Genomic DNA, 23,482 nt, shown 5'->3' on the forward strand with positions numbered 1-23,482 from the left:
GGGCCTCCCGTCCGTCCGCGCGCACGTCCCGGGCAGCCCCGCCCAGTGGTCACGAAGGGTCGGCTGCGCCTCGCGCCGTCGGTCGGCCCGAGTGGTCAGGACTCGTCGGGTGGCGCCCGTCGGGCGGTCACGAAGCGTCGGCTGCGCCGTCGCCGGGCGACGGAACGCGACCGCTCGGCGGACGTGAGCGGGGTGTCGTGACCGCTCGCGCTTCGCGCCACCGCTCCGCCCGAGTGGTCAGGACACGTCGGGTTGCCCCGGTCGAGTGGTCACGAAGCGTCGGCTGCGCCATCGCCGGGCGACGGAACGCGACCACTCGGCGGACGTGAGCGGGGTGTCGTGACCGCTCGCGGCACCGGACGGGAGGCCCGTGGCGGGCCCGCACCGGGCCTCCCGTCCGTCCGCGCGCACGTCGCAAGGCCCGCGTTCCGTGCGCAGCAACGGTCGCGTCCGGCACCTCGACCCGACCGTTGCTGCTCACGAAGTGCCTGTCGAATCGATTCGGGGACGCGTAGCGTGTCCGAGGTGACGACGGAGCGCAGCCGGGGACCGACGACGACCGTGCTGCCCCCGATCGTGCCGCTGGCGCTCATCGTCGGGGTCTCGCCGTTCGCGACGGACATGTACATCCCCGCACTCCCGGCCATCGCGCGTGACCTCGACACCACGCCGGGCGCGGTGCAGCTGTCGCTCACGGCGTTCCTCGTGGCCTTCGCGGTCGGCCAGCTGCTCGTCGGACCGGTGAGTGACGGGATCGGTCGTCGGCCGATGCTCGTCGTCGGGACCGCCCTGTTCGCCCTGGCGTCGGTCGGCTGCGCGCTCGCGCCCGACGTCGTGACGCTGGTGGTGGCCCGCGTCGCGCAGGGACTCGCCGGTGCCGCGGGCGCCGTGGCCGGTCGGGCGATGGTGTCCGACGTGACGAGCGGCACCCGGATGGCCAAGGTGTTCGGCACGCTCGCGGCCATCAACGCGATCGGGCCCGTGGTGGCACCGCTCGCCGGGGGAGCGGTGCTCACGGTCGGCACGTGGCGGCTCATGTTCGTCGTGCTGGCCGTGCTCGGTGCCGTGTTCTTCGTGGCGGTGGTGCTGCGGTTCCGCGAGACCCTGCCGCCGGAGCGTCGTGGTGGTGTCGGGTTCGCGGCCAACGGGCGGCGCATCCGCGAGCTCCTGGCGATCCCGCGGTTCCGGGCCTACGTGCTGAGCGGGGTGCTGTCGACGGTGGGGTTCTTCGCGTACATCGCGACGAGCTCGTTCGTGTTCCAGTCGGAGTTCGGGTTCTCCGAGGGGCTGTACACGCTCGTCTTCGCCACGAACGCGTCGATGATGATCGTCACGACGCTGCTGTTCGGTCGGCTCGTCGGACGGTTCACCGAAGACGCCCTGCTGACCCTGGGCCTGGTCGTCGGGACGGTCGGGGCCACGGCCGTGCTCGTGTCGGCGCTCCTCGGACTCGGGCCCGTGCCGGTGTGGTGCGCACTCGCGGTCGTGACGGCCGCGTGGGGCTTCGTCCTCCCGGCGGCGATGACCCGAACCCAGCACGTCGGCGCGGCGCACCCGGGGACCGCGGCCGCCCTGCAGGGCGGGCTGACCTTCGGCATCGGCGGTCTCGGCACCCCGCTCGCCGGCGCCCTCGGCGGCACGGCACTGGCGATGGGCGGGGTGATGGCAGCGCTGATGGCCGCGGCCGTGGTGGTCCAGGCGACGGCGACGCGGCGAAACCGGTCCCACAACTGACGGTCTGAGCCGGTAGGTTGCTGGTTGCAAGGCGAACCGATCTGAGGAGACCCACCGAGATGGACATCGTCGTACACGAGGCGGAGACCGACACCGCCGTCCTGGAGTGCAGCGGCCGGCTCAACATGGTCTCCGCGCCCACGTTCCGCGAGACCGTCGCCCAGATCGTCGGCAACGGGCGTTCGCGGCTCGTGGTCGAGCTCTCCGGGGTCGAGTTCATGGACTCCTCCGGCCTCGGTGCCCTGGTCGGCAGCCTCAAGACCGCGCGGCAGGCCGGCGGCGACCTCCGCATCGCGGCGCCGTCGGAACAGGTCCAGATGGTGCTCAAGCTCTCGAACATCGACAAGATCCTGCGGACGTACCCCGACGGGGACGCCGCGGTGACCGACTGGTGATGACCGCCCCCGTCGCCGAGCACATGCTCGCACTGGCGTGCCCTCCGGACGACGTCTCCGCCGTGCACGACTTCCTCGCGGGCGTGTGGCAGCACGAGCCGTCCGTCGCCGCCGAGGACCGGATGGCCCTCGAGCTCGCCCTGGTCGAACTCACCTCGAACGTCATCGAGCACGGCGCCCGGCCGGACGGCGTCTCGTGCGAACTCCGGCTCGAGATCGGCGACGAGCGCTTCCAGGCGCTGCTGTCCGACGACGGGGTCGCAGCGACGGTGGATCCCGACGCCGCCGTGCTGCCCGACGACTTCGCCGAGGGTGGTCGCGGGCTCGCCCTCGTCCGGATGGTCGTCGACGACCTGCGGTACGAACGCGTGGCCGACCGGAACCGCTGGACGGTGCTGCGCTCCCGGCACTGAGCGGGAGCACGGCCGTCACGCATCGACGGAGCCGCACCGGTCGTCCGCCCAGCGCACTCCGTGGGCCGTAAACCGCAATGACGGATCGCCGATTGTCGCGTTTCCCGGACACCGTGTCACGATTCGCGCGATGACTGTCGAGCCTGATCCCCGGATCCGGTTCGAGACGTCCGGCGCCGGACTCGACGCGGCCGTGCAACTGTACGAAGAGGCCTACGAGAGCACGGGGTTCTCGGCGTCCCGGACCGATCGTCCGTTCGCGTACCGGTTCCAGGTCGTGGGCGACGGATCGATGACGTTCCGCTCCACCCGGTTCGACGGGCGGATGCAGGGCGAGGTCGAGGTCCCCGACGAGTACGTCGTGATGTGGACCTCGGACGGCGGTGGCCGCGTCGACGTCGGTCGCCAGGAGGTCGACTTCGCACCGGGAACGCCCCGGGTGTTCCCGACACGGCGCCCCTTCGCCTTCGACCTGCAGGAGATCCGCCAGAGCCTCGTGCAGTTCGACCGCACGTACCTGGAGCGCGTCGCCGCCGAGGTGCACGGCACCCGGCCCGGCCCCCTGGTGTTCGACCACACCGCCGCGCCCCGGCCGGAGGACCTCCGCGCCTGGAACGCCCGGGTGCAACGAGCCGCAGCGATCGTGCTCGGCCCGGCACCACTCACCGCGCTGGCTCTCGCCGAGACCGTTCGTGAGACCGCGCTGGCGTTCCTCGACACGTTCCCGCACGAGTCCATCGCCCCGGATGTCACGCTGCCACAGGGAGCCACTGGTCGCGTCCGCGAGGCCGTGGAGTTCATGCACGCCTTCGCCCACACACCCGTGACCACGACCGACGTCGCCCAGCACGTCGGCCTGAGCGTCCGGGGGCTGCAGCAGGCGTTCCAGCGGCAGGTCGGCACAGCGCCGAACGCGCTGCTGCGGGGGATCCGCCTGGACCGCGTGCACGAGGAACTCCGGCGTGCGTCGGCGGGCGACCTGACGGTGGCGAGCGTGGCGTTGCGCTGGGGCTTCGCGCACCTCGGCCGGTTCTCGGCGGCGTACGCGTCGCGCTTCGGGCAGTACCCGCGCGACACGCTGCAGCAGCCCCGGGGCGCTGTCCTGCAGCCCTGACGCACGTCACACTCCGGATCGGGGCCTCGCCGGTTCGCTACGCTGCCCGGGTGAGCAGACCGCGACCGTGGGTGATCGTCCCCGGCATCTGGAACTCGGGCCCGGACCACTGGCAGTCCGTCTGGGAGCGGGAGCAGCAGGACGAGAACGGCCAGCACGGCCAGCACGGCCAGCAGGACGAGCACGGCCAGCAGGACGAGCACGACCAGCACGAGCGTCACCCTCAGCGCGCCGCCGTCCGCATCGCCCCCACCTCGTGGAGCGACCCGGAGCCCGACGACTGGCGCGCCGCGATCTCCGCGGCCGTGGCCTCGTGCACAGAGCCCCCGGTCCTCATCGCCCACAGCCTCGGCGTCCTGGCCGTCGCCGACTGGCTCGCCACCACGGCGGACGCTCCCGCGCTCGTCGCCGGTGCCTTCCTCGTCGCCCCGCCCGACCCGCTCGGTGCCGCGTTCCCGGCCGAGGCCTCGGGCTTCGTGGCACCGCGCCCGGTACCCGCGGCCCAGCAGGTCCCGACGCGCCTCGTCGTGAGCGACGACGACCCGTACTGCAGCGCCGACCGGGGCGTCGTGTTCGCCGACGTCATGGGCGCGGACGTCGTCCGTGTCGGTCCCCTCGGGCACGTGAACGTCGCCAGTGGTGTCGGTGCATGGTCGGCTGGACGGGAACTGCTGCGAGCGTTCGAGGACGGCCTCCGCCCACCCCGGTGACCACCGGGCGCGACACGCCGCTCAACTCCGCTCCGATATGGCAGGCGGTGCAGCGACACTCCGCGGATGTCCCGCATTTCGGCCCGCGCGATATTTATCCTTCGAGCATGGAGACCCAGTCCGGCGCACGCACCCCGCTCGTGGACCCGTTCGGCCGCGAGCTCGAGGAGTGGCTCCGCGACGCACCGGCGACCCGCGCCCCGTACGTGCCGGACCTCGTCGTCCCGCCCGTCACCGGCCCCGTGCAGCGCCCCGGACACGCCGCGATCAGCACCTCGACCGCCGACGAAGCGACCGTCGACCCGACGACCGCCCCGGCGCACGTCGCCACCCCGGCCCCGGCTGACGAGACGACCCCGGCCGATGAGACCACCCCGTCGGCACCCGCCGCCCCCGCGTTCCGCCGCGACCGCGCCCGCCACGCCGCGGTCTGCGCCCCGTCGTTCCCGGAGCCGCCGGAGCGTCTGGCCCTGCGCATCGAGGACCTCGCGGTCAAGGTCTCGTCGTCCACCGGCCGCAGCAGCATCGAGCGCATCGTCCTGCTCGAGGACGAGGTCCGCCGCCGTGACGAGGACCTCGCTCGCCTCGCCGCGTGGGAGGCCACCGTCGCCGGCTCGGAGGACCCCGAGGTGACGGCCGCCCGCGCCTTCGCCCACACCGTCTTCGCCGACCTGCTGACCGATGCCGCCGCCGAGGCGGACCGCCGCGACCGCGCCGCAGCCCGCCGCGCAGCGACCGCTCCCGTGGCGCCCGTCACCCGGGCGGCCCCCGTGCCGACCCGCGCAGCACGGAGCGTCCCCGCAGCAGAGCAGGCACCCGCACCGGAAGCCGCACCGGTGGTGGAACTCGTCACCCCGGAACGCGACGAACCCGTCCGACCGGTGCTGGGCCTCCCGGCCGTGTCCCCGGTGTCCGCGGCCACGCGACCCACCCCGCTCGTCCTGCCCGCCACCGGGCCGACGGTCATCGACCGCGCGGCCTTCGCCGCCGCGCTCACCGCGCACCAGGGCGTCACCGCCAGCACGCCGGTCGTCCTGCCGGACGCCGTCGCCGCACCCGTGGTCCCGGCCCCCGTCGCGCAGGCAGCGGACGCCGACACCGCCACGGCGGCAGCGCCGGCCCCGGCCGGCTGGTGGTCGCGACTCGTCGACCGCCTGCTCGGTCTGCTCGGTCGTCGCTGACGGCTTGCGGCCACGACGCCGTCGGCTGCACTGCCTCCGGCTGCACTGCCGTCGGCTGCACTGCCTGGAGGCCCGGATCACCCCACACGGACCGGCTGCCCCGTGCGGGGCGGTCGCCTCGGTACACTGACGGGATGCCGACGCTCCGCGAACTCCAGGCCGTGATCGAGGACCTGTGGCCCGCCGCCGGTGCCGAGTCGTGGGACTCCGTCGGGCTCGTCGCGGGTGATCCCGCCGCCACCGTCGAGCACGTGCACCTCGCCGTCGACGCTGTTCCGGCCACCGCCCGTGAAGCCGTCGAACTCGGTGCCGGGCTCCTGCTCACGCACCACCCGCTGCTGCTCCGCGGGGTGACGACGATCGCGGAGTCGACCTACAAGGGCAGCGTCCTCGCGACCCTCGTGCGTGGCGGCAGCGCCCTGCTCGCGGCGCACACCAACGCCGACGTCGTGACTACGGGCACCTCGGCCGTCCTCGCCGACCGACTCGGTCTCACCGAGCAGCGACCGCTCGACGCCGGAGCCGACCCCGACACGGGCATCGGTCGAGTCGGGGTGCTGCCCGAGGGGACGACCCTCGGCGCCCTCGCCCGGAAGCTCGTCGACCTGCTGCCGCCCACGGCCACCGGCGTCCGCGTCTCCGGTGACTTCGACCAGCCCGTCCGCACCGTGGCGCTCTGCGCGGGTGCGGGGGACTCGCTGCTCGGCCACCCCGCCGTGCTCGACGCCGACGTCTACATCACGAGCGACCTGCGGCACCACCCGGCCTCGGAGTTCCGCGAGCAGGCGCTGCTCGGCGGCGGGCCGGCGCTCATCGACACCTCGCACTGGGCCACCGAGTGGCTCTGGCTCGACGTCGCCGCCGAGCAGCTGCGCACCCGGGCCGGGGTCCGCGTCACCGTGAGCGACCTCCGCACCGACCCGTGGGACTTCGCCGTCCTGCCGGCCGCCGAACCCACCACCCCCACAGAAGGAGCCTGACCATGAAGGCAGCACCCGAGGACCAGGTCATCCTCCTCGACGTCCAGCGTCTCGACAACGACGTCACCCGCATCGCGCACCGCATCACGTCGTTGCAGAAGGGCGACCAGCTGACCGAGCTGAGCAAGCAGGCCGCGGCGCTCCGCAGCGAACTCGTCGCCGCCACCGGCGAGGTCGAGGACGCCGAGCGCGACCTCGCCCGCCTGGAGTCCGACACCGCAGTTGCGCAGGCCCGTGTCGAACGCGACACCACGATGCTGCAGAACGTCGCGAACGCGAAGGACGCCGCCGGACTGCAGAGTGAGCTCGACTCGCTGCAGCGGCGCATCGGCGGCCTCGAGACCGCCGAGCTCGAGATCATGGAGAACCTCGACGGGCTCCGCGCCCGGGTCGGCGACATCGAGGCGAAGCTCGCCGACGTCGAGGCCGCCCGCGGTGGTCTGGTCGCCGAGCGCGACGCGGAGATCGCCCGGCTCACGGCCGACCGCGAGTCGGCCGAGCAGGCCCGCGCCGACGTCGCTGCCAAGGTGCCGGCCGAGCTGCTCGCCCTGTACGACCGGCAGCGTGCGCGCTACGGCTTCGGTGCCTCGCTGCTGCAGGGTGGCGTGTCGACGGCCTCGGGCGTGGCGCTCAACAACTCCGACCTGCAGACCATCCGCCGGGCTGCGCCCGACGACGTGGTGCTGTGCCCCGACAGCGACGCGATCCTGGTGCGGACGGCCGAGTCCGGGCTGTAGTCGCGAGCGACGTCCGTGGCGGAGGCGCGGTGCCGGCTGGCACCGCGCCTCCTGTCCGTCGTGGAGTGGTCGCAACGCGTCGGGGGCGTGCCGCCGAGAGGTCACGAACTGTCGGCTGCGGTCCCGCCGGCCGACAGTTGGTGACCGCTCGGCGGACCTGAGCGGGGAGTCGTGACCGCGCGCGCCGCCCGTGCCGCCTGACGGGAGGCCCGTGGCGGCGCCGCACCGCGCCTCCTGTCCGTCGTGGGCTGGTCGCAACGCGTCGGGTGCGTGCCGCCGAGGGGTCGCGAACCGTCGGCTGCGGCCGTGCCAACCGACCGTTGATGACCACTCGGCGGACCTGAGCGGGGAGTCGTGACCGCGCGCGGCGCGCGCGCCGTCTGACGGGAGGCCCGTGGCGGCGCAGCACCGCGCCTCCTGACCGTCGTGCGCTGGTGGCAACGCGTCGGGTGCGTGCCGCCGAGAGGTCACGGACTGTCGGCTGCGGTCCCGCCGGTCGACAGTTGGTGACCACTCGGCGGACCTGAGCGGGGAGTCGTGACCGCGCGCGCCGAGCGCCGCGCGCACGGGCCAACACGGGTCAACGCGGCACGGGGAAGGGGGCGAATGGGCCGGCCGTACGCCGGGTTCTGTCCCGCCACTTGCGCGGCGGTGACGGCCATCTCTCTCGGACCGACGTTGCCGTCGGCCTCCAGCGGTCTACCCGAGGACTCGGCGAGCAGCCTCAACGTCCTCTGTCTGACCTTGCTCCGGGCGAGGTTTACCGAGCGGATCCGGTCACCCGGACCCCTGGTGGTCTCTTACACCACCGTTTCACCCTTACCGACGTCTCCGCCGGCGGTCTGCTTTCTGTGGCACTGTCTCGCGGATTGCTCCGGGTGGGTGTTACCCACCGCCCTGCTCTGTGGAGCCCGGACGTTCCTCGGCGCTCCCGGGGGAGCGACGCGACCGTCTCACCGACCCATTCGCTGGAGCGAGTCTACCCGGCTCCGCGGTGCCCGATGCGAGGGGAGCCGCACCCACACGCGTACCTGATGAGAACGGGCGTACCTGGTCGGGAGTTCCGACCAGGTACGCCCGATTCGACCAGGTACTCCCGCGACCAGGTACGCCCGATTCGACCAGGTACTCCCGCGACCAGGCACGCCCGCAACGAGGACTAGACGCTGCGCGCCGCCAGGGTCGCGGCGCCGATGATGCCGGCGTTGTTGCGGAGCGTCGCGGGGATGATGTCGGCCTGCAGGTCGAGCAGCGGGAGGAACTCCTCGTACTGCTTCGAGACCCCGCCGCCGACGACGAAGAGCTCGGGGGAGAGCAGGGCCTCGAGCGTCGAGTAGTACTTCTGCAGACGCTTCGCCCAGTGCTTCCACGACAGGTCGTCGCGCTCCTTGGCGGCGAACGAGGCGCGCGACTCGGCGTCGTGCCCCTCGATCTCCAGGTGCCCGAGCTCCGAGTTGACGATGAGCACGCCGTCGTTGATGAGCGCGGTGCCGATGCCGGTGCCGAGCGTCGTCACGATGACCAGGCCGTCCTTGCCCTTGGCCGCGCCGAACTGCTGCTCGGCGAACCCGGCGGCGTCGGCGTCGTTGACGAAGTGGATGGAGCGGCCGAGTTCCTTCTCGAACAGTGCCTCGGCTTCGAAGCCGATCCACTTCTTCGACACGTTCGCGGCGGACATCGTCTTGCCGTCCCGCACGATCGCCGGGAAGCAGACGCCGACGGGGACGTCGTCACCGGGGGCGAGCTCGCCGATGATCTCCTTGACCACCGCCGTGATGTCCTGGGGCTTCCCGCCCTCGGGCGTGGCCTTCTTGATGCGGTCCGTGGTGAGGGCGCCGGACGCGACGTCGACGATCGCGCCCTTGATGCCCGTACCACCGATGTCGACGCCGACTGCGAGGGAGGTCATGAGGTTGTCGTGCCTTTCGGTTGCCTGCCGGAGGTGTCCGGTCAGGAGACGGTGAGGAGCTCCGCGCCGCGTTCGGTGACGACGAGGGTGTGCTCGAACTGCGCGGTCCACGACTTGTCACGGGTCGAGACCGTCCAGTCGTCGGACCAGATGTCGGCCTCGATGCCGCCGAGGGTGAGCATGGGTTCGATGGTGAACACCATGCCGGGTTCGATCACCGTGTCGTACTGCGGTGCGTCGTAGTGGGGGATGATCAGGCCGGAGTGGAAGGCCCGACCGACGCCGTGTCCGGTGTAGTCGCGGACGACGCCGTAGCCGAAGCGCTTCGCGTACGCCTCGATGGCACGACCGATCACGTTGACCTGTCGGCCCGGGGCGACGGCCCTGATGCCGCGACGCAGTGCCTCTTCGGTGCGGGTCACCAGGTCCGACACCTCGGGTGCTGCCTGCCCGACGACGAACGTGCGGTTCGTGTCGCCGTGCATGCCGTCCTTGTAGGCGGTGATGTCGATGTTGACGAGGTCGCCCTCCTGCAGGACGGTGTCGTCGGGGATGCCGTGGCAGATGACCTCGTTGAGGCTCGAGCAGAGCGACTTCGGGTAGCCGCGGTACCCGAGCGTGGAGGGGTAGGCGCCATGCGCGACGACGAACTCGTGCCCGATGCGGTCCAGCTCGTCGGTGGTCACGCCGGGGCGGATGGCCTTGCCGACGGCGTCGATGGCCTGCGACGCGATGCGTCCGGCGACCCGGATGCGCTCGACCTCGTCCGGTGTGTAGGTGTCACCGAGACCGTGCTCGTGGGGCTCGACCTTCCCGACGTACTCCGGACGCTCGATGTCCTTCGGGACGGCGCGGTGCGGGGAGATGCGGCCGGCGGTCAGGTGTCCGTGTTCGTCCCGGGGCATGCGGACCACTCTAGCCGCGGCGCGACGCGCCGAACGCAACCGCCACGAGGTGCGGCCCGACGGGGTGAACGTGACTGCCTGGAGGCACGGTGCCGGTCCGCCGGACCGGCACCGGGCCTCCAGACGGTTGCGTGGGTACGGTGGGCGGCATGAGCGAAGACCGCATCGAGTCCCAGTGGTGGTTCAACGACAAGACCGGCCAGGTCGAGCAGGGCCCGCAGTCCCCGCAGCGTGACCGGATCGGTCCGTTCGCGACGCGAGAAGAGGCGCAGCACGCGCTCGACCGCATCGCCGCGAACAACGAGAAGTGGGACGCCGAGGACCGCTGAGCACCGCGGGCGGCGCCCCGGTGACGGCGCGTCGCACGGCCCCGCGCACACCGCCGGACCACTAGCCTGGGACGAGGCCCGCCAGCGGCCACCCGATACACGGAAAGGTCGTGCATGGACAAGCAGACGGACTTCGTGCTCCGCACCATCGAGGAGCGCGGCATCAAGTTCATCCGACTCTGGTTCACGGACGTCATCGGGACGCTGAAGTCGGTGGCGATCGCCCCGGCCGAGGTCGAGGGCGCGTTCGCCGAGGGCATCGGGTTCGACGGCTCCGCGATCGAGGGCCTCACCCGTTCGTACGAGGCCGACGTCCTGGCGCACCCGGACCCCTCGACCTTCCAGATCCTGCCGTGGCGCGGCGAGATCGACCCCACCGCGCGGATGTTCTGCGACATCACGACGCCGGACGGGCAGCCCGCCGTGGCCGACCCCCGCAACGTGCTGAAGCGCACCCTGGCGCGGGCGAGCGACCGCGGGTTCACGTTCTACACGCACCCCGAGATCGAGTTCTACCTGCTGAAGAGCCGCGAGTGGAAGGACGGCGGCCCGCAGCCCGTCGACCAGGCCGGCTACTTCGACAACGTCCCCGGCGGCAGCGCGCACGACTTCCGTCGCCGGTCGGTCCGGATGCTCGAGGACCTCGGCATCTCGGTCGAGTTCTCGCACCACGAGGCCGGTCCCGGGCAGAACGAGATCGACCTCCGCTACGCCGACGCACTGACGATGGCGGACAACATCATGACGTTCCGCACCGTGGTGAAGGAAGTCGCGATCGAGCAGGGCGTCTACGCGACGTTCATGCCGAAGCCGATCTCGGGCCAGCCCGGGTCCGGCATGCACACCCACGTGTCGCTGTTCGAGGGCGACCAGAACGCCTTCTACGAGGCCGGTGGCCAGTACCAGCTGTCGCAGACGGCCAAGCACTTCATCGCCGGCGTGCTCAAGCACGCGCCGGAGATCACCGCGGTCACGAACCAGTTCGTCAACTCGTACAAGCGGCTCTGGGGTGGCGACGAGGCCCCGTCCTTCGTGACCTGGGGCCACAACAACCGCTCGGCCCTGGTGCGCGTGCCGCTCTACAAGCCGAACAAGGGCCAGTCCTCGCGCATCGAGTACCGCGGCATCGACTCGGCGGCGAACCCGTACCTGGCGTACTCGCTGCTGCTCGCCGCCGGCCTCAAGGGCATCGAGGAAGAATACGATCTCCCCGCCGAGGCCGAGGACAACGTCTGGAGCCTCAGCGACTCCGAACGCCGGGCCCTGGGCTACAGCCAGTTGCCCGCGAGCCTCGACCACGCCCTGAGCCTCATGGAGGACTCCGAGCTGGTGGCCGAGACCCTCGGCGAGCAGGTGTTCAACTTCGTGCTGCTCAACAAGCGGCAGGAGTGGAAGCGCTACCGCGACCAGGTCACCCCGTTCGAGCTCGACACCAACCTCGGCGCGCTCTAGAGCCGAGCGCCCTGACCCCTCGGGAGCACGTTCCACATGACCGGTCGGACGACGACGTCACGTTCGGAGCTGGCCCGTCTGGGGTTCGCGGAGCTGTCGGAGAGCCTCGAGCGGGCTGCCGACCTGGAGGCCCGGTTCGGCCCCGACCTGCCGCTGCCGGTCGCCGGGTCTGCCGCGCTCTGGGGCGGCACCGCTGATCCGGACGGCGCCCTGCGGATGCTCGAACGGCTGCTCGAGCGCGCGCCGGACGAGCTCCGCCCCGTCCTGACGGACGACGCGGCGACCGAGCGCCTGGTCCGCCTGCTCGGCGCCTCGATCGGTCTCGGGGAGTTCCTGCACCGACGTCCTGCGGAGCTCGCCCTGCTGCTCGAACCGGTCGGCGAACCATGGTCGCAGGAGCGGTACACGGCGTCGCTGACCGAGGCCGTCGACGGCGCCACGGGTGAGGACGCCCGGATGCGCCTGCGCGTGCGCTACCGCCGGCACCTGGCCCAGATCGCCCTGTTCGACGTGCTGCACCCCGTGCCGACGGACGCGTTCCCGGCCGTGGCTGCCGGACTCGCCGACCTGGCGGGAGCCACCCTCGACGCCGCGGTGGACATCGCGCGGCGCGAGGTGCCGTTCCCCGCGGCCGACGTCGCGGCCACGCCGCTCGCCGTGATCGCGATGGGCAAGGCCGGTGCCCGCGAGCTCAACTACGTCAGCGACGTCGACGTCATCTTCGTCACCGAGCCCACCGACGACGTCCCCACCGACCGTGCCGTGCTGGTCTCCACCCGCATCGCGATCGCCGCCATGCACGCGATCACCGACCTCGCCGCCGAGCCCGCCCTGTGGGAGGTCGACGCGAACCTCCGGCCCGAGGGCAAGGACGGCGCACTCGTCCGCACCCTCGACTCGCACGTGGCGTACTACGAGCGCTGGGCGAAGGGGTGGGAGTTCCAGGCGCTGCTCAAGGCCCGGCCGATCGCCGGGTCCGCAGACCTCGGTGCCCGGTACGCCGAGGCCGTCGCGTCGTTCGTGTGGAACTCCTCCACCCGGCCGGGCTTCGTCGAGTCGGTGCAACGGATGCGCGAGCGGGTGACCGAGCACATCCCCGACGCCGACGTCGACCGGCAGCTCAAGCTCGGCCCCGGCGGCCTGCGGGACGTCGAGTTCACCGTGCAGCTCCTGCAGCTCGTGCACGGCCGCGACGACCCGTCCGTGCGGGTCCGGTCGACGCTCGAGGCGATGGACGCCCTGACCGACGCCGGGTACGTCGGCCGTGCCGAGGCCGCTCGGTTCGGGCCGGACTACGCCCTGCTCCGGGTGCTCGAGCACCGCATCCAGCTCCGGCGCCTGCAGCGGACGCACCTGATGCCCTCCGACGAAGAGGAACTACGGGTGCTCGCCCGGTCGAGCGGTGTCGCCGCGTCGGCCCCGGCGCTCGAGGCCCGCTGGCGTGCCGTGAAGCTCGAGGTCCGCGGGCTGCACGAGCGCCTGTTCTACCGGCCGCTGCTGTCCGCCGTGGCCTCGACCGAGGACGAGATCGTCCTGACCAACGACCAGGTCGTCGACCGGCTCGCGGGCGTCGGGTTCGTCGACCCCGCCGGAGCCGTCGGCCACATCCGCGCCCTGACGCAGGGCACGAGCCGGCGTGCGGCGATCCAGCGGAACCTGCTCCCGGTGCTCCTGCGCTGGATGGCCGAGGGGCCGGCACCGGATCGTGCGCTGCTGGCCTTCCGGCGGCTGAGCGACGGCCTGGGGGAGTCGAGCTGGTTCCTCCGCATGCTGCGCGACTCGTCCGGTGCCGCGCACTCGCTCACCACCGTGCTGTCCGAGTCGGCGTTCCTGTCCGGGCTGCTCGAGCGGTTCCCCGAGGCGGTCGCCTGGCTCGACGAACCCGAGGCCCTGCTGCGTCCGCGGCCGATCGACGCCCTGCTCGCCGAGATGACCGCGACCACCGCCCGGCACGGCGACGACGTCGACGGCTCCGCGGCGCTGCTCCGGTCGACCCGACGTCGGGAGACCCTGCGGCTCGGCATGGCCGCCGTGCTCGGCTCGCTCGACGTCGACGGCCTCGGCCCGGCCCTGAGCGACGTCACCGAGGCGACCCTGGCCGGTGCCCTCGCGCTCGCCCGCCGTGACGCCCCCGAGGGCTTCGAGTTCGGGATCATCGCGATGGGCCGGTACGGCGGGCGGGAACTCGGCTTCGGCTCGGACGCCGACGTGCTGTACGTGTACCGCGCACCCGACCTGGCCCCGGAGGTCGCTTCCCGGACCGCCCAGACCATCGTGCGCGAGCTCAACCGCCTGACCGAGGACACGATCCACCCGCTCGACCTCGACATCGACCTGCGCCCCGAGGGCAAGAACGGTCCCGTCGTGCGGACACTCGAGTCCTACGGCGCCTACTACGCCCGCTGGTCGCTCACGTGGGAGGCGCAGGCGCTCCTCCGCGCCCGCGGGGCCGTCGGCGACGCACAACTCCTGCGTGACTTCGAGCACCTCGCCGACCGTACCCGGTACCCCGAGCGGATCGACGACCACCAGGTGCGCGAGGTCCGCCGCATCAAGGCCCGCGTGGAGTCGGAACGGCTGCCGCGCGGTGCCGACCCCGCCCGGCACCTCAAGCTCGGCCGGGGATCGCTCAGCGACGTCGAGTGGTTCGTGCAGCTCCTGCAGCTGCAGCACGCGCTCGAGATCCCGTCGCTCCGCACCACGTCGACGCTCGAGGCGCTCGACGCCGCGGTCGACGCCGGACTCGTCGGCGCCGAGGACGGCGAGCGGCTCGGGGCCGCCTGGCGCTTCGCATCGCGCACCCGGAGTGCCCTCGTGCTGTGGTCGGGGAAGACCACCGACGTCCTGCCCGTCGACCGCGTCCAGCTCGAGGGTGTCGCCCGTCTGATGGAGTACCCGCCGGGCTCCGCGAGTCGCCTCGAAGACGACTACCTCGGCGTCACGCGGCGCGCCCGACAGGTGTTCGAGCGCGAGTTCTACGGCGCCTGACCCGCCCGCGACAGGACGCTGCGTCGCCTGCGACAGGACGCTGCGTCGCCTGCGACACGCCCGGACGTCTCCGGACGGGCCCGACCTGAGCAGCCGTCGAAGGTTAATTCTCCGTGTCGAGGGGCGTCCCCCGACGGCACCCCGTTCGTACCCCTGTTCGAAACAGAGCCCAGCTCGTTACCGTGCCGTGACCGAACTCCCACCGGACCTCCAGGGGACCATTTCCGGTGCCCCCCCGACACGCCACGTGACCACCTGCTGACCAGGGCTTTCCACCGGGCCCGACCCGTGCCTCCAGGCCGCACCTGTCGCCCATCGAGTTGAGGCTCCGCGGTCGCGCGGTCCGCAGGAGTGCTGTCAGCACGACGGGGGACCGCTCCGACCGGCCGAGAGGGGGACCAGTGTGTACCCCGTAACGCGCCCGTAACGCCCCCGGACGGGGGCCGCGTTGCGCGCGCGTTCAGGTTCTGCATCAATGGCATCACCCGAACCGGCCCTGATTCCCCGATGAAGCGGAATCTCCACCTCGAACGTTGAAGCAGGGATCAGTGTTCACCTTCATTCTGCAGATCAGGCAGATGGTCGAAGGGCACCCCGAGTTCTACCTGTTCGCCGTGTACTCCGCGGTGATCTGGTTGCTCTGGTTGCTCAAGGTCGTCATCTCCGCCCGCTACCGCCCCTTCACCGGCACCTTCGTCGGTACCACCAGCGTCGTCGTCCCCGTCGTGGACGAACCGCTCGACCTGTTCCGCGACGTCATCGGCCGCATGGTCGAGCAGCAGCCCGGCGAGATCATCGTCGTCATCAACGGTGCTCGCAACGAGGCGCTCGAAGAGGTCTGCGACGAGTTCGCCCCGCTCGTCCGCTGGACCCACACGCCCATCCCGGGCAAGCGCAACGCCGTCAAGGTCGGCACCGAGATGTCCAACGGCGACATCACCGTGCTGGTCGACTCCGACACCGTCTGGACCCCCGGCGCGCTCGAGGAACTCCTCCGGCCGTTCGCCGACGAGTCCGTCGGTGGCGTCACGACCCGGCAGCGCATCCTCGAGCCGGAGCGCAGCTGGATCACCCGCTGGGCCGACTGGCTCGAGAACTCGCGGGCGCTCTACTCGATGCCGGCACAGAGTGTCCTCGGGCAGATCGGCTGCCTGCCCGGGCGCACCATCGCGTTCCGCCGGAGCATCCTCATGCGGGTGATGGACCGGTTCATGCACGAGAAGTTCATGGGCGTGTTCCTCGAGGTCTCCGACGACCGGACGCTGACGAACCTCACGCTCAAGGAGGGGTACCGGACCGTCTACCAGTACACGTCGCTGGTCTACACGGACGCCCCGCTGCAGGTGAAGAAGCTGTTCAAGCAGCAGCTCCGCTGGGCCCGCGGCTCGCAGTACAACACGCTGCGGATGCTGCCGTGGATGCTCGGCCACGCCCCGATCCTGGCGGCGTTCTTCATCACCGACATCATCCTGCCGTTCATGCTCTTCGGCGTGATCGCGGGCTGGATCTACCGCGCCTTCACCGGCCAGGGCGAGAACCTGTACCAGGGCATCCTGTCGCAGTACGGCTTCTCGACCGGCTTCGTCTACGTCGCGGCGCTCATGGTGATCTCGAGCGTGCTGAGCATGGCGATCCGCCAGATGCGGCACCTGTCGGAGAAGCCGAGCGACTTCTTCCGCCTGCCGATGTTCATCATCGTGTCGACGTTCTTCCTGATGCCGATCCGGCTCATCGGCTTCTTCCGCCTGGCGCACGCGTCCGGCTGGGGGACCCGAGCCGGCGCCTACGCCGGTGGTCCGATGCAGGAGGACCCGGCGGACGCCGTCCAGCCGCAGTCCGCCACCGCGCAGATCCCGGTCAGCCCGATCGACGCCGAACGTGCCCGGATGAACGGCGCGGACGCAGGCTCGGCGGCCTCGGGTTCGGGCTTGTCCGCTCCGCTCGACACCGTCGACCAGGTAGCCGTCGACCGCGCGTTCGACGAGCTCTTCGGCGCCGACGCGGCGACCAACTCCACCACCACCGTCCTCGCCACCCGCCGCGAGGCCGCAGCCGCGGTCGCGCAGCAGGAGGCCCAGCGAGCAGCCGCGCCGGCCCCCGCCCGAGCCCGCCGGTACAACCCGTACGCAGCGATCCCGTACGTGATCGGCATCGCGATCTTCGCCCTGGAGGCGTTCCTCATTGTCTGACATCATCCGTTCCTCGAGTGCTTGGTGGGCGCAGTCCAGCAAGCACGCCCGCCGGACGGCCATCGGCACGACGGCCATCGTGCTGGCGCTCGGCCTCATCACCTGGTCGGTGTGGATCTCGCCCACCGGCCCCGTCTCGACCGCCGTGCACCAGGCGCTCGGCGTCGAGGCGCCGAAGGCCAAGAAGGTGTCCGCCGCCGAGCTGCAGACGCAGCTCGACGCCGCCCAGGAGCGCATCTGGTCGCTCGAGGGCAAGCTCGACTCCCGCACGGCCCAGGCCGGGTCGCGCGGCGACCAGATCTCGGAGCTCAAGGCGCAGATCGCGTCGCTGCAGTCCCAGCTCGGTGCCGCGAAGAGCTCGGGAGGCTCGTCCAACGTCAACGCCGCGGGCTCCGGCAGCGGTGGCTCGGGTTCCGGCGGGGCCGGTGCTGGTTCCGCCGGCGGGTCCGGTTCGGGTTCGTCGGACAACGGGTCGGGCAGCGGTTCGGGTTCGGGTTCGGGCAACGGCGGTGGGTCGAAGCCGAACCCCGGCCCCTCGACCGACCCGGGTGCCACCCCGGTCGTCACACCGACGAAGGCCGAGATCCTCGGCCAGCAGTCGCGCTGGTACGGCCTGTACACCGCGCAGTCCCCGTTCAACTGGGCCGAGTACGACGAGGTCTCCCGTCAGGTCGGCACCGCGTCGAACATGACCGGCTTCTTCCAGGGCTTCGACCAGGAGTTCAACGCCACCGCGGTGCAGCGCTCCTGGGCCAACGGCCGCGTCCCCCTCATGACGTGGGAGACGGTGCCGGCGCAGACCGGCAACGACCAGAAGTACGTCCCCGGGTACACGAACGACGACATCTCCGGTGGGTCGTTCGACGCCTACCTGACGAAGTACGCCAAGGCGCTTGCGGCCAACGGGCAGCCGATGGTCATCCGTCTCGACCACGAGATGAACGGCTCCTGGTACAACTGGTCCGAGGGTGACGCCCAGAAGAACCCCGTCGGCTCCTACAAGAAGATGTGGAAGCACGTGCACGACGTCTTCCAGGCGAACGGCGCGAACAAGTACGTCATCTGGGACTGGTCCCCGAGCCGCATCGACAAGCTCGGCAACACGAAGTACCAGACGCTCGAGTACATGCAGCAGTACTACCCGGGTGCGGACTACGTGGACTGGGTCGGCATGAGCGGCTACTACCGCGATGCCACCGAGCAGCCGACGTTCGCCACGACCTTCGGAGCGACGCTCGCGCAGCTCCGGCAGATCGCGCCGGGCAAGGGCATCATGCTCAACGAGATCGGGGCGACCGAGACCGGCACGAGTGTCGCGAACCCGCAGAAGACGCAGTGGATCAACTCGCTCTTCGATGCGCTGGCGGACCCCGCCAACAAGGACATCGTCGGCTTCGCGTACTTCAGCGAGACCGCGACCACCATCATCGACGGCAAGCGCACCACGAACGACTGGCGTCTCAACTCCCGCGCCGATTCCCTCAAGGCCTTCGCCGAGGGCATCAAGCGCAACGACATCGACTACGACCTGCAGGAGGTCACGCAATGAGCGAGTCCAAGAAGTCGACCGCATCGGCCGACACCCGTCCCGCACCCGTCATCAGCGTCATCGGCACCGGCTACCTCGGTGCCACCCACGCGGCCGCCATGGCCGAGATGGGCTTCGAGACCATCGGCGTCGACATCGACCCGTCGAAGCTCGCCGCGCTGTCCGCCGGTGAGGTCCCGTTCTTCGAGCCCGGGCTGCCGGAGCTCATCACGAAGCACGTCGCCAGCGGCAAGCTCCGCTTCACCTCCGACATCGCCTCGGCCGTGGCCGCTGCGGACGTCCACTTCGTCTGCGTCGGCACCCCGCAGAAGGCCGGATCGCACGCCGCGAACCTCGCCTACGTGGAGAGCGCCACCCGTGGCGTCGCCGAGAACCTCACCCACCCGGGCCTCATCGTCGGCAAGTCGACGGTCCCGGTGGGCACGGCATCGCGTCTCCGTGGCATCGTCCGCGAGTTCGCCCCCGCCGGCATCGACGCGGAACTCATCTGGAACCCCGAGTTCCTGCGCGAGGGCAAGGCCGTCGAGGACACGCTGCACCCGGACCGTCTGGTCTGGGGCGGAGCCTCCGAGGCCGCCGACGCCGTGATCCGCGAGGTCTACGCCGCACCGATCAGCGAGGGCACCCCGGTCATCACCACCGACCTCGCCACCGCGGAGCTCGTCAAGGTGAGCGCCAACGCGTTCCTCGCCACGAAGATCTCGTTCATCAACGCGATCTCCGAGATGTGCGCGATCACCGGTGCCGACGTCTCCACGCTCGCCGACGCCCTCGGCCACGACGCCCGCATCGGCCGGAAGTTCCTGAACGCCGGACTCGGCTTCGGCGGCGGCTGCCTGCCGAAGGACATCCGGGCGCTCATGTACCGCGCGAACGAGATCGGCGCGGGCCAGGTCGTCGGCCTCATGCAGCAGGTCGACGAGATCAACATGGGGCAGCGCCAGCGGGTCATCGACATGGCGATCGACTCGGCCGGGGGATCGGTGCTCAACCGCCGCGTGGCCGTCATCGGTGCCGCGTTCAAGCCCCTGACCGACGACGTCCGGGACTCCCCGGCGCTCAACGTCGCCGCTGCGCTGCACCTCCGCGGCGCACAGGTGACGCTCTGGGACCCCGAGGCGATGGAACCCGCGAAGCGCTCGTTCCCGACGCTGAGCTACGCCGCCTCGATGACGGACGCGATCGAGGGCGCCGACGTCGTCCTCGTGCTCACCGAGTGGGACGACATCATCACCGCCGACCCGGTCGCCCTCGGTGACCTCGTCGGGCGCCGCGTCGTCATCGACGCGCGCAACTGCCTCCCGGTCTCCGACTGGGTGAAAGCGGGGTGGACCGTCCGTTCCCTGGGACGTCCCACGCCGGTCACGGGTGCACCCGTGAGCGTCGCAGCGGGGACGAACGACGCGTTGGCCACGAGCCGCTAGTCACCGTTCCCGAGACGGGGTCCGTGCCGGGCGGCGCGGGCCCCGTTCCCGTGCGCCCGGGGCCGTACCTGGTCCGACTGGGCGTACCTGGTCGAATCGGGCGTACCTGGTCGAATCGGGCGTACCGGGTCGGAAGTTCTGACCAGGTACGCCCGATTCCGCTTTCCAGTCCAGCTGCGATGGGAAGGAACGTGCGTCGCGACCGCCTGGAGGCCCGGCGCCCGCCCGCCGGACCGGCACCGGGCCTCCAGGCGGTCGCGTCAGCACCCCGCGCTGACGGTGGCCGCGGCCTCGCGCGCTGGGCGACACCTCACGGGCGGCGCAGCCCGTGAGGTGTCGCCCACCCCGAAACGTGGCCGGCACGACGAAGGGCCCCGCACCTGACGGTGCGGGGCCCTTCGTGTGGTGTCAGCGGAACTCAGACGCCGAAGTACAGCTCGTACTCGAACGGGTGCGGGCGCTGGGCCAGCGGGAGGATCTCGTTCTCGCGCTTGTAGTCGATCCAGGTCTGGATGAGGTCCTCGGTGAAGACGTTGCCCTTCGTGAGGAACTCGTGGTCCGCCTCGAGCGCGTCGAGCGCCTCGTCGAGGGAGCCGGGGACCTGGGGGATGCCCTTCGCCTCTTCCGGCGGGAGCTCGTAGAGGTCCTTGTCGACCGGCTCGTGCGGCTCGATGCGGTTCTGGATGCCGTCGAGGCCCGCCATCAGCTGCGCGGCGAAGGCCAGGTACGGGTTGCCGGAGGCGTCGGGCGCGCGGAACTCGATGCGCTTGGCCTTCGGGTTGGTGCCCGTGATCGGGATGCGGATCGCCGCCGAGCGGTTGCCGGCCGAGTAGACCAGGTTGACCGGCGCCTCGAAGCCCTTGACCAGTCGGTGGTACGAGTTGATCGACGGGTTGGTGAAGGCGAGCAGCGCCGAGGCGTGCTTCAGGATGCCGCCGATGTACCAGCGGGCGAGGTCCGACAGCCCGCCGTAGCCGTTCTCGTCGTAGAAGAGCGGCTTGCCGTCCGACCAGAGCGACTGGTGGGTGTGCATGCCCGAGCCGTTGTCGCCGAAGAGCGGCTTCGGCATGAACGTGGCGACCTTGCCCCACTGGTCAGCGGTGTTCTTGACGATGTACTTGAACTTCAGGATGTCGTCCGCGGCGTGGACCATCGTGTCGAACTTGTAGTTGATCTCCTGCTGGCCGCCCGTGCCCACCTCGTGGTGCGAGCGCTCGAGCTCGAAGCCGGCGTCGATCAGCTTGAGGGTGATGTCGTCGCGCAGGTCGGCGGTCTTGTCGACCGGCGACACGGGGAAGTAGCCGCCCTTGTACGGGGTCTTGTTGGCGAGGTTGCCGCCCTCTTCGTCGCGACCGGTGTTCCAGGCGCCCTCTTCGGAGTCGACCGCGTAGAAGGACTCGTTCTGCGTGACCGAGTAGCGGACGTCGTCGAAGATGTAGAACTCGGCCTCGGGGGCGAAGAACGCGGTGTCCGCGATGCCCGTCGACGCGAGGTACTTCTCGGCCTTCTTCGCCACCTGGCGCGGGTCACGGCCGTAGATCTCGCCGTTCCGAGGGTTGTAGATGTCGAAGATCATGATGAGCGTGCGCTCGGCGCGGAACTGGTCGACGTACGCCGTGGTGACATCGGGGATCAGCTGCATGTCGGACTCGTGGATCGACGCGAACCCACGGATCGAGGAGCCGTCGAACAGCTGGCCGACCGAGAAGAAGTCCTCGTCGACGGTGGATGCCGGGATGTTGAAGTGCTGCTGCACACCGGGCAGGTCCGTGAAGCGGATGTCGAGGAACTTGACGTCGGTGTCCTTGATGAAGGCCAGGACCTCGGAGGAATCGCTGAACATGGGGCCGATCTCCAATGGGTTGGGTGATGTCGGAGGCACCGGTCAAGGCACCTCCGACGAGGCTATTGACACGGGGTTTCCCGGACATGACTGGTTTGTTTCGGGCGTGTTACGCCCGGGCCGTCGCCTACGCTGGGGACCATGGCCCGCAGCACTCCCAGTCCGTCCGCGCCCTCCGAGCACCCGGACGGGTGGCCGGGCAAGGACCTCGGTCTGCCGGAGTCCGGACCCCGGAGTGTCGGGCGGATCGGCCGGCGGGTCGTGGCGCTGTTGATCGACGGCGCGCTGGCCGACCTGGTCGCCTACGTCACCGGCGTGTGGTCGCCGGTGAACGGTTCGGGCGACATCGCGCACTCCTGGGTGCAGATCGCCATCTTCGCCGTGCTGCAGATCGTGTTCATCTGCCTGTTGTCCGGGTCGTTCGGCCACATCTGCGTCGGACTGCGGGTCGTCCCGATGCGCGGGGGCTACGTGGGGGTGTGGCGGCCGATCCTCCGGACGGTGCTGCTCTGCCTGGTGGTCCCGGCGCTCATCATCGACCGCGACAGTCGGGGTGCGCACGACCGCATCGCCGGGACGGTGCTCGTCCGGCGCTGAGCCGGGCTGTGTGGTGCGAGGTTCCGTACTCGGTGCCCGCCTGCGCTTCCCGCACCGAGTACGGAACCTCGCACCGTGCAAGACCGGCTTCGAGCGAGGCACGCACCCGCACGCACGAGAACGCCCCCGACCAGGTGGTCGGGGGCGTTCTCGTGTCGTGTGTGGGGGTTCGGTCAGCGCGGCCGTCCGGCGCGGGCCCGCATCGGGTCCATGCCCTTCGGGATCGAGGCCGCGGGGCTCTGCGTCAGCGAGTCGAGACGGTTCGCGACCGCCAGGACCTCGTTGCGGTTGAGTGACTTCTTGAGCTTGTTCATGGCGCGGGGCAGCTTGTGCAGCGTCAGGCTCTCACCGGTACCGTCACCCACGTGCAGCACGTGCACGGCGACGTTCGGGACGATGCGCTGGACCTTGCGGCGCTCCTCGTCGACCTGGCGGTTGAGGTTGCCGCGCTGGCCCTCGGTGATCAGGACGACACCCGGGCGACCCACGGCGCGGTAGACCGCTGCCTGCGAGCGACCGTGCACCGCGACCGGCATCTCGCTCGAGCGCCACTGGCGACGGAGCGAGTTCGACAGCACTGCACCGACGGCGCCGGGCTGGCCTTCGATCTGCGAGTACGCGGCACGTTCGGCCAGACGACCGAGCACGATGAGGAAGAGCAGCACACCGAGCAGCACACCGGCGACGATCCACAGAACGATCGCGAGCCAGTTCTGCCCCGGCAGGAGCAGCGCCAGCAGGACACCGAGGACGACCGGACCGACGAAGGCGAGGGCGAACCACCAGACCGACGACGGGTCGGCCTTTCGGGTCATCTGGAAGACCTGGAACATCTGCTTGAGACGCCCCGGCTCCTTCGCCTTCTTGTCTGTGGAAGAGCTGCGTGCCATGCGAACAGGATACGGCCTCCGTGCGCCGGGGGAGACCGTCGCGTGTCCGGCTGTGCGCGAACACGTCTTGTCCACAGATGGTGCGGGAGAGCCTGGAGGCCCGCCGCGCCACCGCCACGCTGGTCACCATGGAGATGAGCACC

The 23,482-nt window shown here is 70.9% G+C and carries 19 protein-coding genes and 1 other RNA gene; 15 read left to right on the forward strand and 5 right to left on the reverse strand.

The annotated features are described in order from the left end of the window. Positions 1–525 precede the first annotated feature (525 nt). The 8 genes from BIU89_RS01625 to BIU89_RS01660 all read left to right on the forward strand — a co-directional run bounded on the left by BIU89_RS01625 (position 526) and on the right by BIU89_RS01660 (position 7,264). Positions 526–1,734 carry a multidrug effflux MFS transporter gene (locus tag BIU89_RS01625; protein WP_254791454.1) on the forward strand — a complete coding sequence of 403 codons (1,209 nt, stop codon included), beginning with the start codon at positions 526–528 and terminating at the stop codon, positions 1,732–1,734. A gap of 59 nt (positions 1,735–1,793) precedes the next feature. Next, on the forward strand, positions 1,794–2,129 hold the full coding sequence (locus BIU89_RS01630) for an STAS domain-containing protein (RefSeq protein WP_017886068.1): 336 nt from the start codon (positions 1,794–1,796) through the stop codon (positions 2,127–2,129). Further along, the gene (locus BIU89_RS01635) at positions 2,129–2,542 is read left to right on the forward strand and encodes an ATP-binding protein (RefSeq protein WP_035808261.1); all 414 of its coding nucleotides are present in this window, start codon (positions 2,129–2,131) and stop codon (positions 2,540–2,542) included. Before BIU89_RS01630 ends, BIU89_RS01635 begins: the two co-directional genes overlap by 1 nt. Positions 2,543–2,672: 130 nt before the next feature. Next, complete coding sequence (locus tag BIU89_RS01640) at positions 2,673–3,656, forward strand: helix-turn-helix transcriptional regulator (protein WP_071244540.1); 984 nt, start codon at positions 2,673–2,675, stop codon at positions 3,654–3,656. Between the two features lie 50 nt (positions 3,657–3,706). Beyond that, on the forward strand, positions 3,707–4,366 hold the full coding sequence (locus tag BIU89_RS01645; RefSeq protein ID WP_217642809.1) for an RBBP9/YdeN family alpha/beta hydrolase: 660 nt from the start codon (positions 3,707–3,709) through the stop codon (positions 4,364–4,366). A gap of 107 nt (positions 4,367–4,473) precedes the next feature. Then, positions 4,474–5,547 carry a hypothetical protein gene (locus BIU89_RS01650; RefSeq protein ID WP_071244542.1) on the forward strand — a complete coding sequence of 358 codons (1,074 nt, stop codon included), beginning with the start codon at positions 4,474–4,476 and terminating at the stop codon, positions 5,545–5,547. Positions 5,548–5,681: 134 nt separating this feature from the next. Then, a complete protein-coding gene (locus BIU89_RS01655; protein WP_071244543.1) occupies positions 5,682–6,527 on the forward strand; it encodes a Nif3-like dinuclear metal center hexameric protein in 846 nt (281 codons plus the stop codon). Positions 6,528–6,529: 2 nt separating this feature from the next. After that, entirely contained in the window at positions 6,530–7,264 is a 735-nt protein-coding gene (locus tag BIU89_RS01660) for a zinc ribbon domain-containing protein (protein WP_027465445.1), read from the forward strand. Positions 7,265–7,867: 603 nt separating this feature from the next. On the opposite strand, the gene rnpB is transcribed toward BIU89_RS01660, so the two are convergent. The 3 genes from rnpB to map form a co-directional block, all read right to left on the reverse strand. Continuing rightward, positions 7,868–8,228, reverse strand: an RNA gene (gene rnpB, locus BIU89_RS01665) — RNase P RNA component class A. Between the two features lie 195 nt (positions 8,229–8,423). Beyond that, positions 8,424–9,173 (reverse strand): polyphosphate--glucose phosphotransferase, encoded by a 750-nt coding sequence (gene ppgK, locus BIU89_RS01670; RefSeq protein ID WP_027465446.1) that lies wholly within the window; start codon positions 9,171–9,173, stop codon positions 8,424–8,426. Between the two features lie 41 nt (positions 9,174–9,214). Continuing rightward, positions 9,215–10,078 (reverse strand): type I methionyl aminopeptidase, encoded by an 864-nt coding sequence (gene map / locus BIU89_RS01675; RefSeq protein WP_071244887.1) that lies wholly within the window; start codon positions 10,076–10,078, stop codon positions 9,215–9,217. A gap of 149 nt (positions 10,079–10,227) precedes the next feature. Here map and BIU89_RS01680 point away from each other — a divergent pair, with 149 nt between their 5' ends. The 6 genes from BIU89_RS01680 (at position 10,228) to BIU89_RS01705 (ending at position 20,009) form a co-directional block, all read left to right on the forward strand. Further along, the gene (locus BIU89_RS01680) at positions 10,228–10,407 is read left to right on the forward strand and encodes an SPOR domain-containing protein (protein ID WP_027465448.1); all 180 of its coding nucleotides are present in this window, start codon (positions 10,228–10,230) and stop codon (positions 10,405–10,407) included. A 114-nt stretch (positions 10,408–10,521) separates the two neighbouring features. Beyond that, the gene (gene glnA / locus BIU89_RS01685) at positions 10,522–11,859 is read left to right on the forward strand and encodes a type I glutamate--ammonia ligase (RefSeq protein WP_071244544.1); all 1,338 of its coding nucleotides are present in this window, start codon (positions 10,522–10,524) and stop codon (positions 11,857–11,859) included. 36 nt (positions 11,860–11,895) lie between these two features. Continuing rightward, complete coding sequence (locus BIU89_RS01690) at positions 11,896–14,847, forward strand: bifunctional [glutamine synthetase] adenylyltransferase/[glutamine synthetase]-adenylyl-L-tyrosine phosphorylase (protein WP_071244545.1); 2,952 nt, start codon at positions 11,896–11,898, stop codon at positions 14,845–14,847. Positions 14,848–15,395: 548 nt separating this feature from the next. Then, complete coding sequence (locus tag BIU89_RS01695; RefSeq protein WP_071244546.1) at positions 15,396–17,036, forward strand: glycosyltransferase family 2 protein; 1,641 nt, start codon at positions 15,396–15,398, stop codon at positions 17,034–17,036. Next, complete coding sequence (locus BIU89_RS01700; RefSeq protein WP_071244547.1) at positions 17,029–18,585, forward strand: glycosyl hydrolase; 1,557 nt, start codon at positions 17,029–17,031, stop codon at positions 18,583–18,585. Before BIU89_RS01695 ends, BIU89_RS01700 begins: the two co-directional genes overlap by 8 nt. Then, entirely contained in the window at positions 18,582–20,009 is a 1,428-nt protein-coding gene (locus tag BIU89_RS01705; protein ID WP_071244548.1) for a UDP-glucose dehydrogenase family protein, read from the forward strand. The genes BIU89_RS01700 and BIU89_RS01705 overlap by 4 nt, the downstream gene beginning before the upstream one ends. A 418-nt stretch (positions 20,010–20,427) precedes the next feature. On the opposite strand, the gene glnA (BIU89_RS01710) is transcribed toward BIU89_RS01705, so the two are convergent. Continuing rightward, on the reverse strand, positions 20,428–21,852 hold the full coding sequence (glnA, locus tag BIU89_RS01710) for a type I glutamate--ammonia ligase (RefSeq protein ID WP_027465453.1): 1,425 nt from the start codon (positions 21,850–21,852) through the stop codon (positions 20,428–20,430). A 141-nt stretch (positions 21,853–21,993) separates the two neighbouring features. Between glnA (BIU89_RS01710) and BIU89_RS01715 the strand changes: the two genes are divergently transcribed. Then, positions 21,994–22,449 (forward strand): RDD family protein, encoded by a 456-nt coding sequence (locus BIU89_RS01715; RefSeq protein WP_071244549.1) that lies wholly within the window; start codon positions 21,994–21,996, stop codon positions 22,447–22,449. A 173-nt stretch (positions 22,450–22,622) separates the two neighbouring features. Here the strand turns inward: BIU89_RS01715 and BIU89_RS01720 are convergent, their stop codons facing one another. Continuing rightward, positions 22,623–23,339 carry a DUF4191 domain-containing protein gene (locus BIU89_RS01720; protein ID WP_027465455.1) on the reverse strand — a complete coding sequence of 239 codons (717 nt, stop codon included), beginning with the start codon at positions 23,337–23,339 and terminating at the stop codon, positions 22,623–22,625. Between the last annotated feature and the right edge of the window lie 143 nt (positions 23,340–23,482).

The organism is Curtobacterium sp. MCBA15_005 (assembly GCF_001864855.1).
GTDB classification, from domain to species: domain Bacteria; phylum Actinomycetota; class Actinomycetes; order Actinomycetales; family Microbacteriaceae; genus Curtobacterium; species Curtobacterium flaccumfaciens.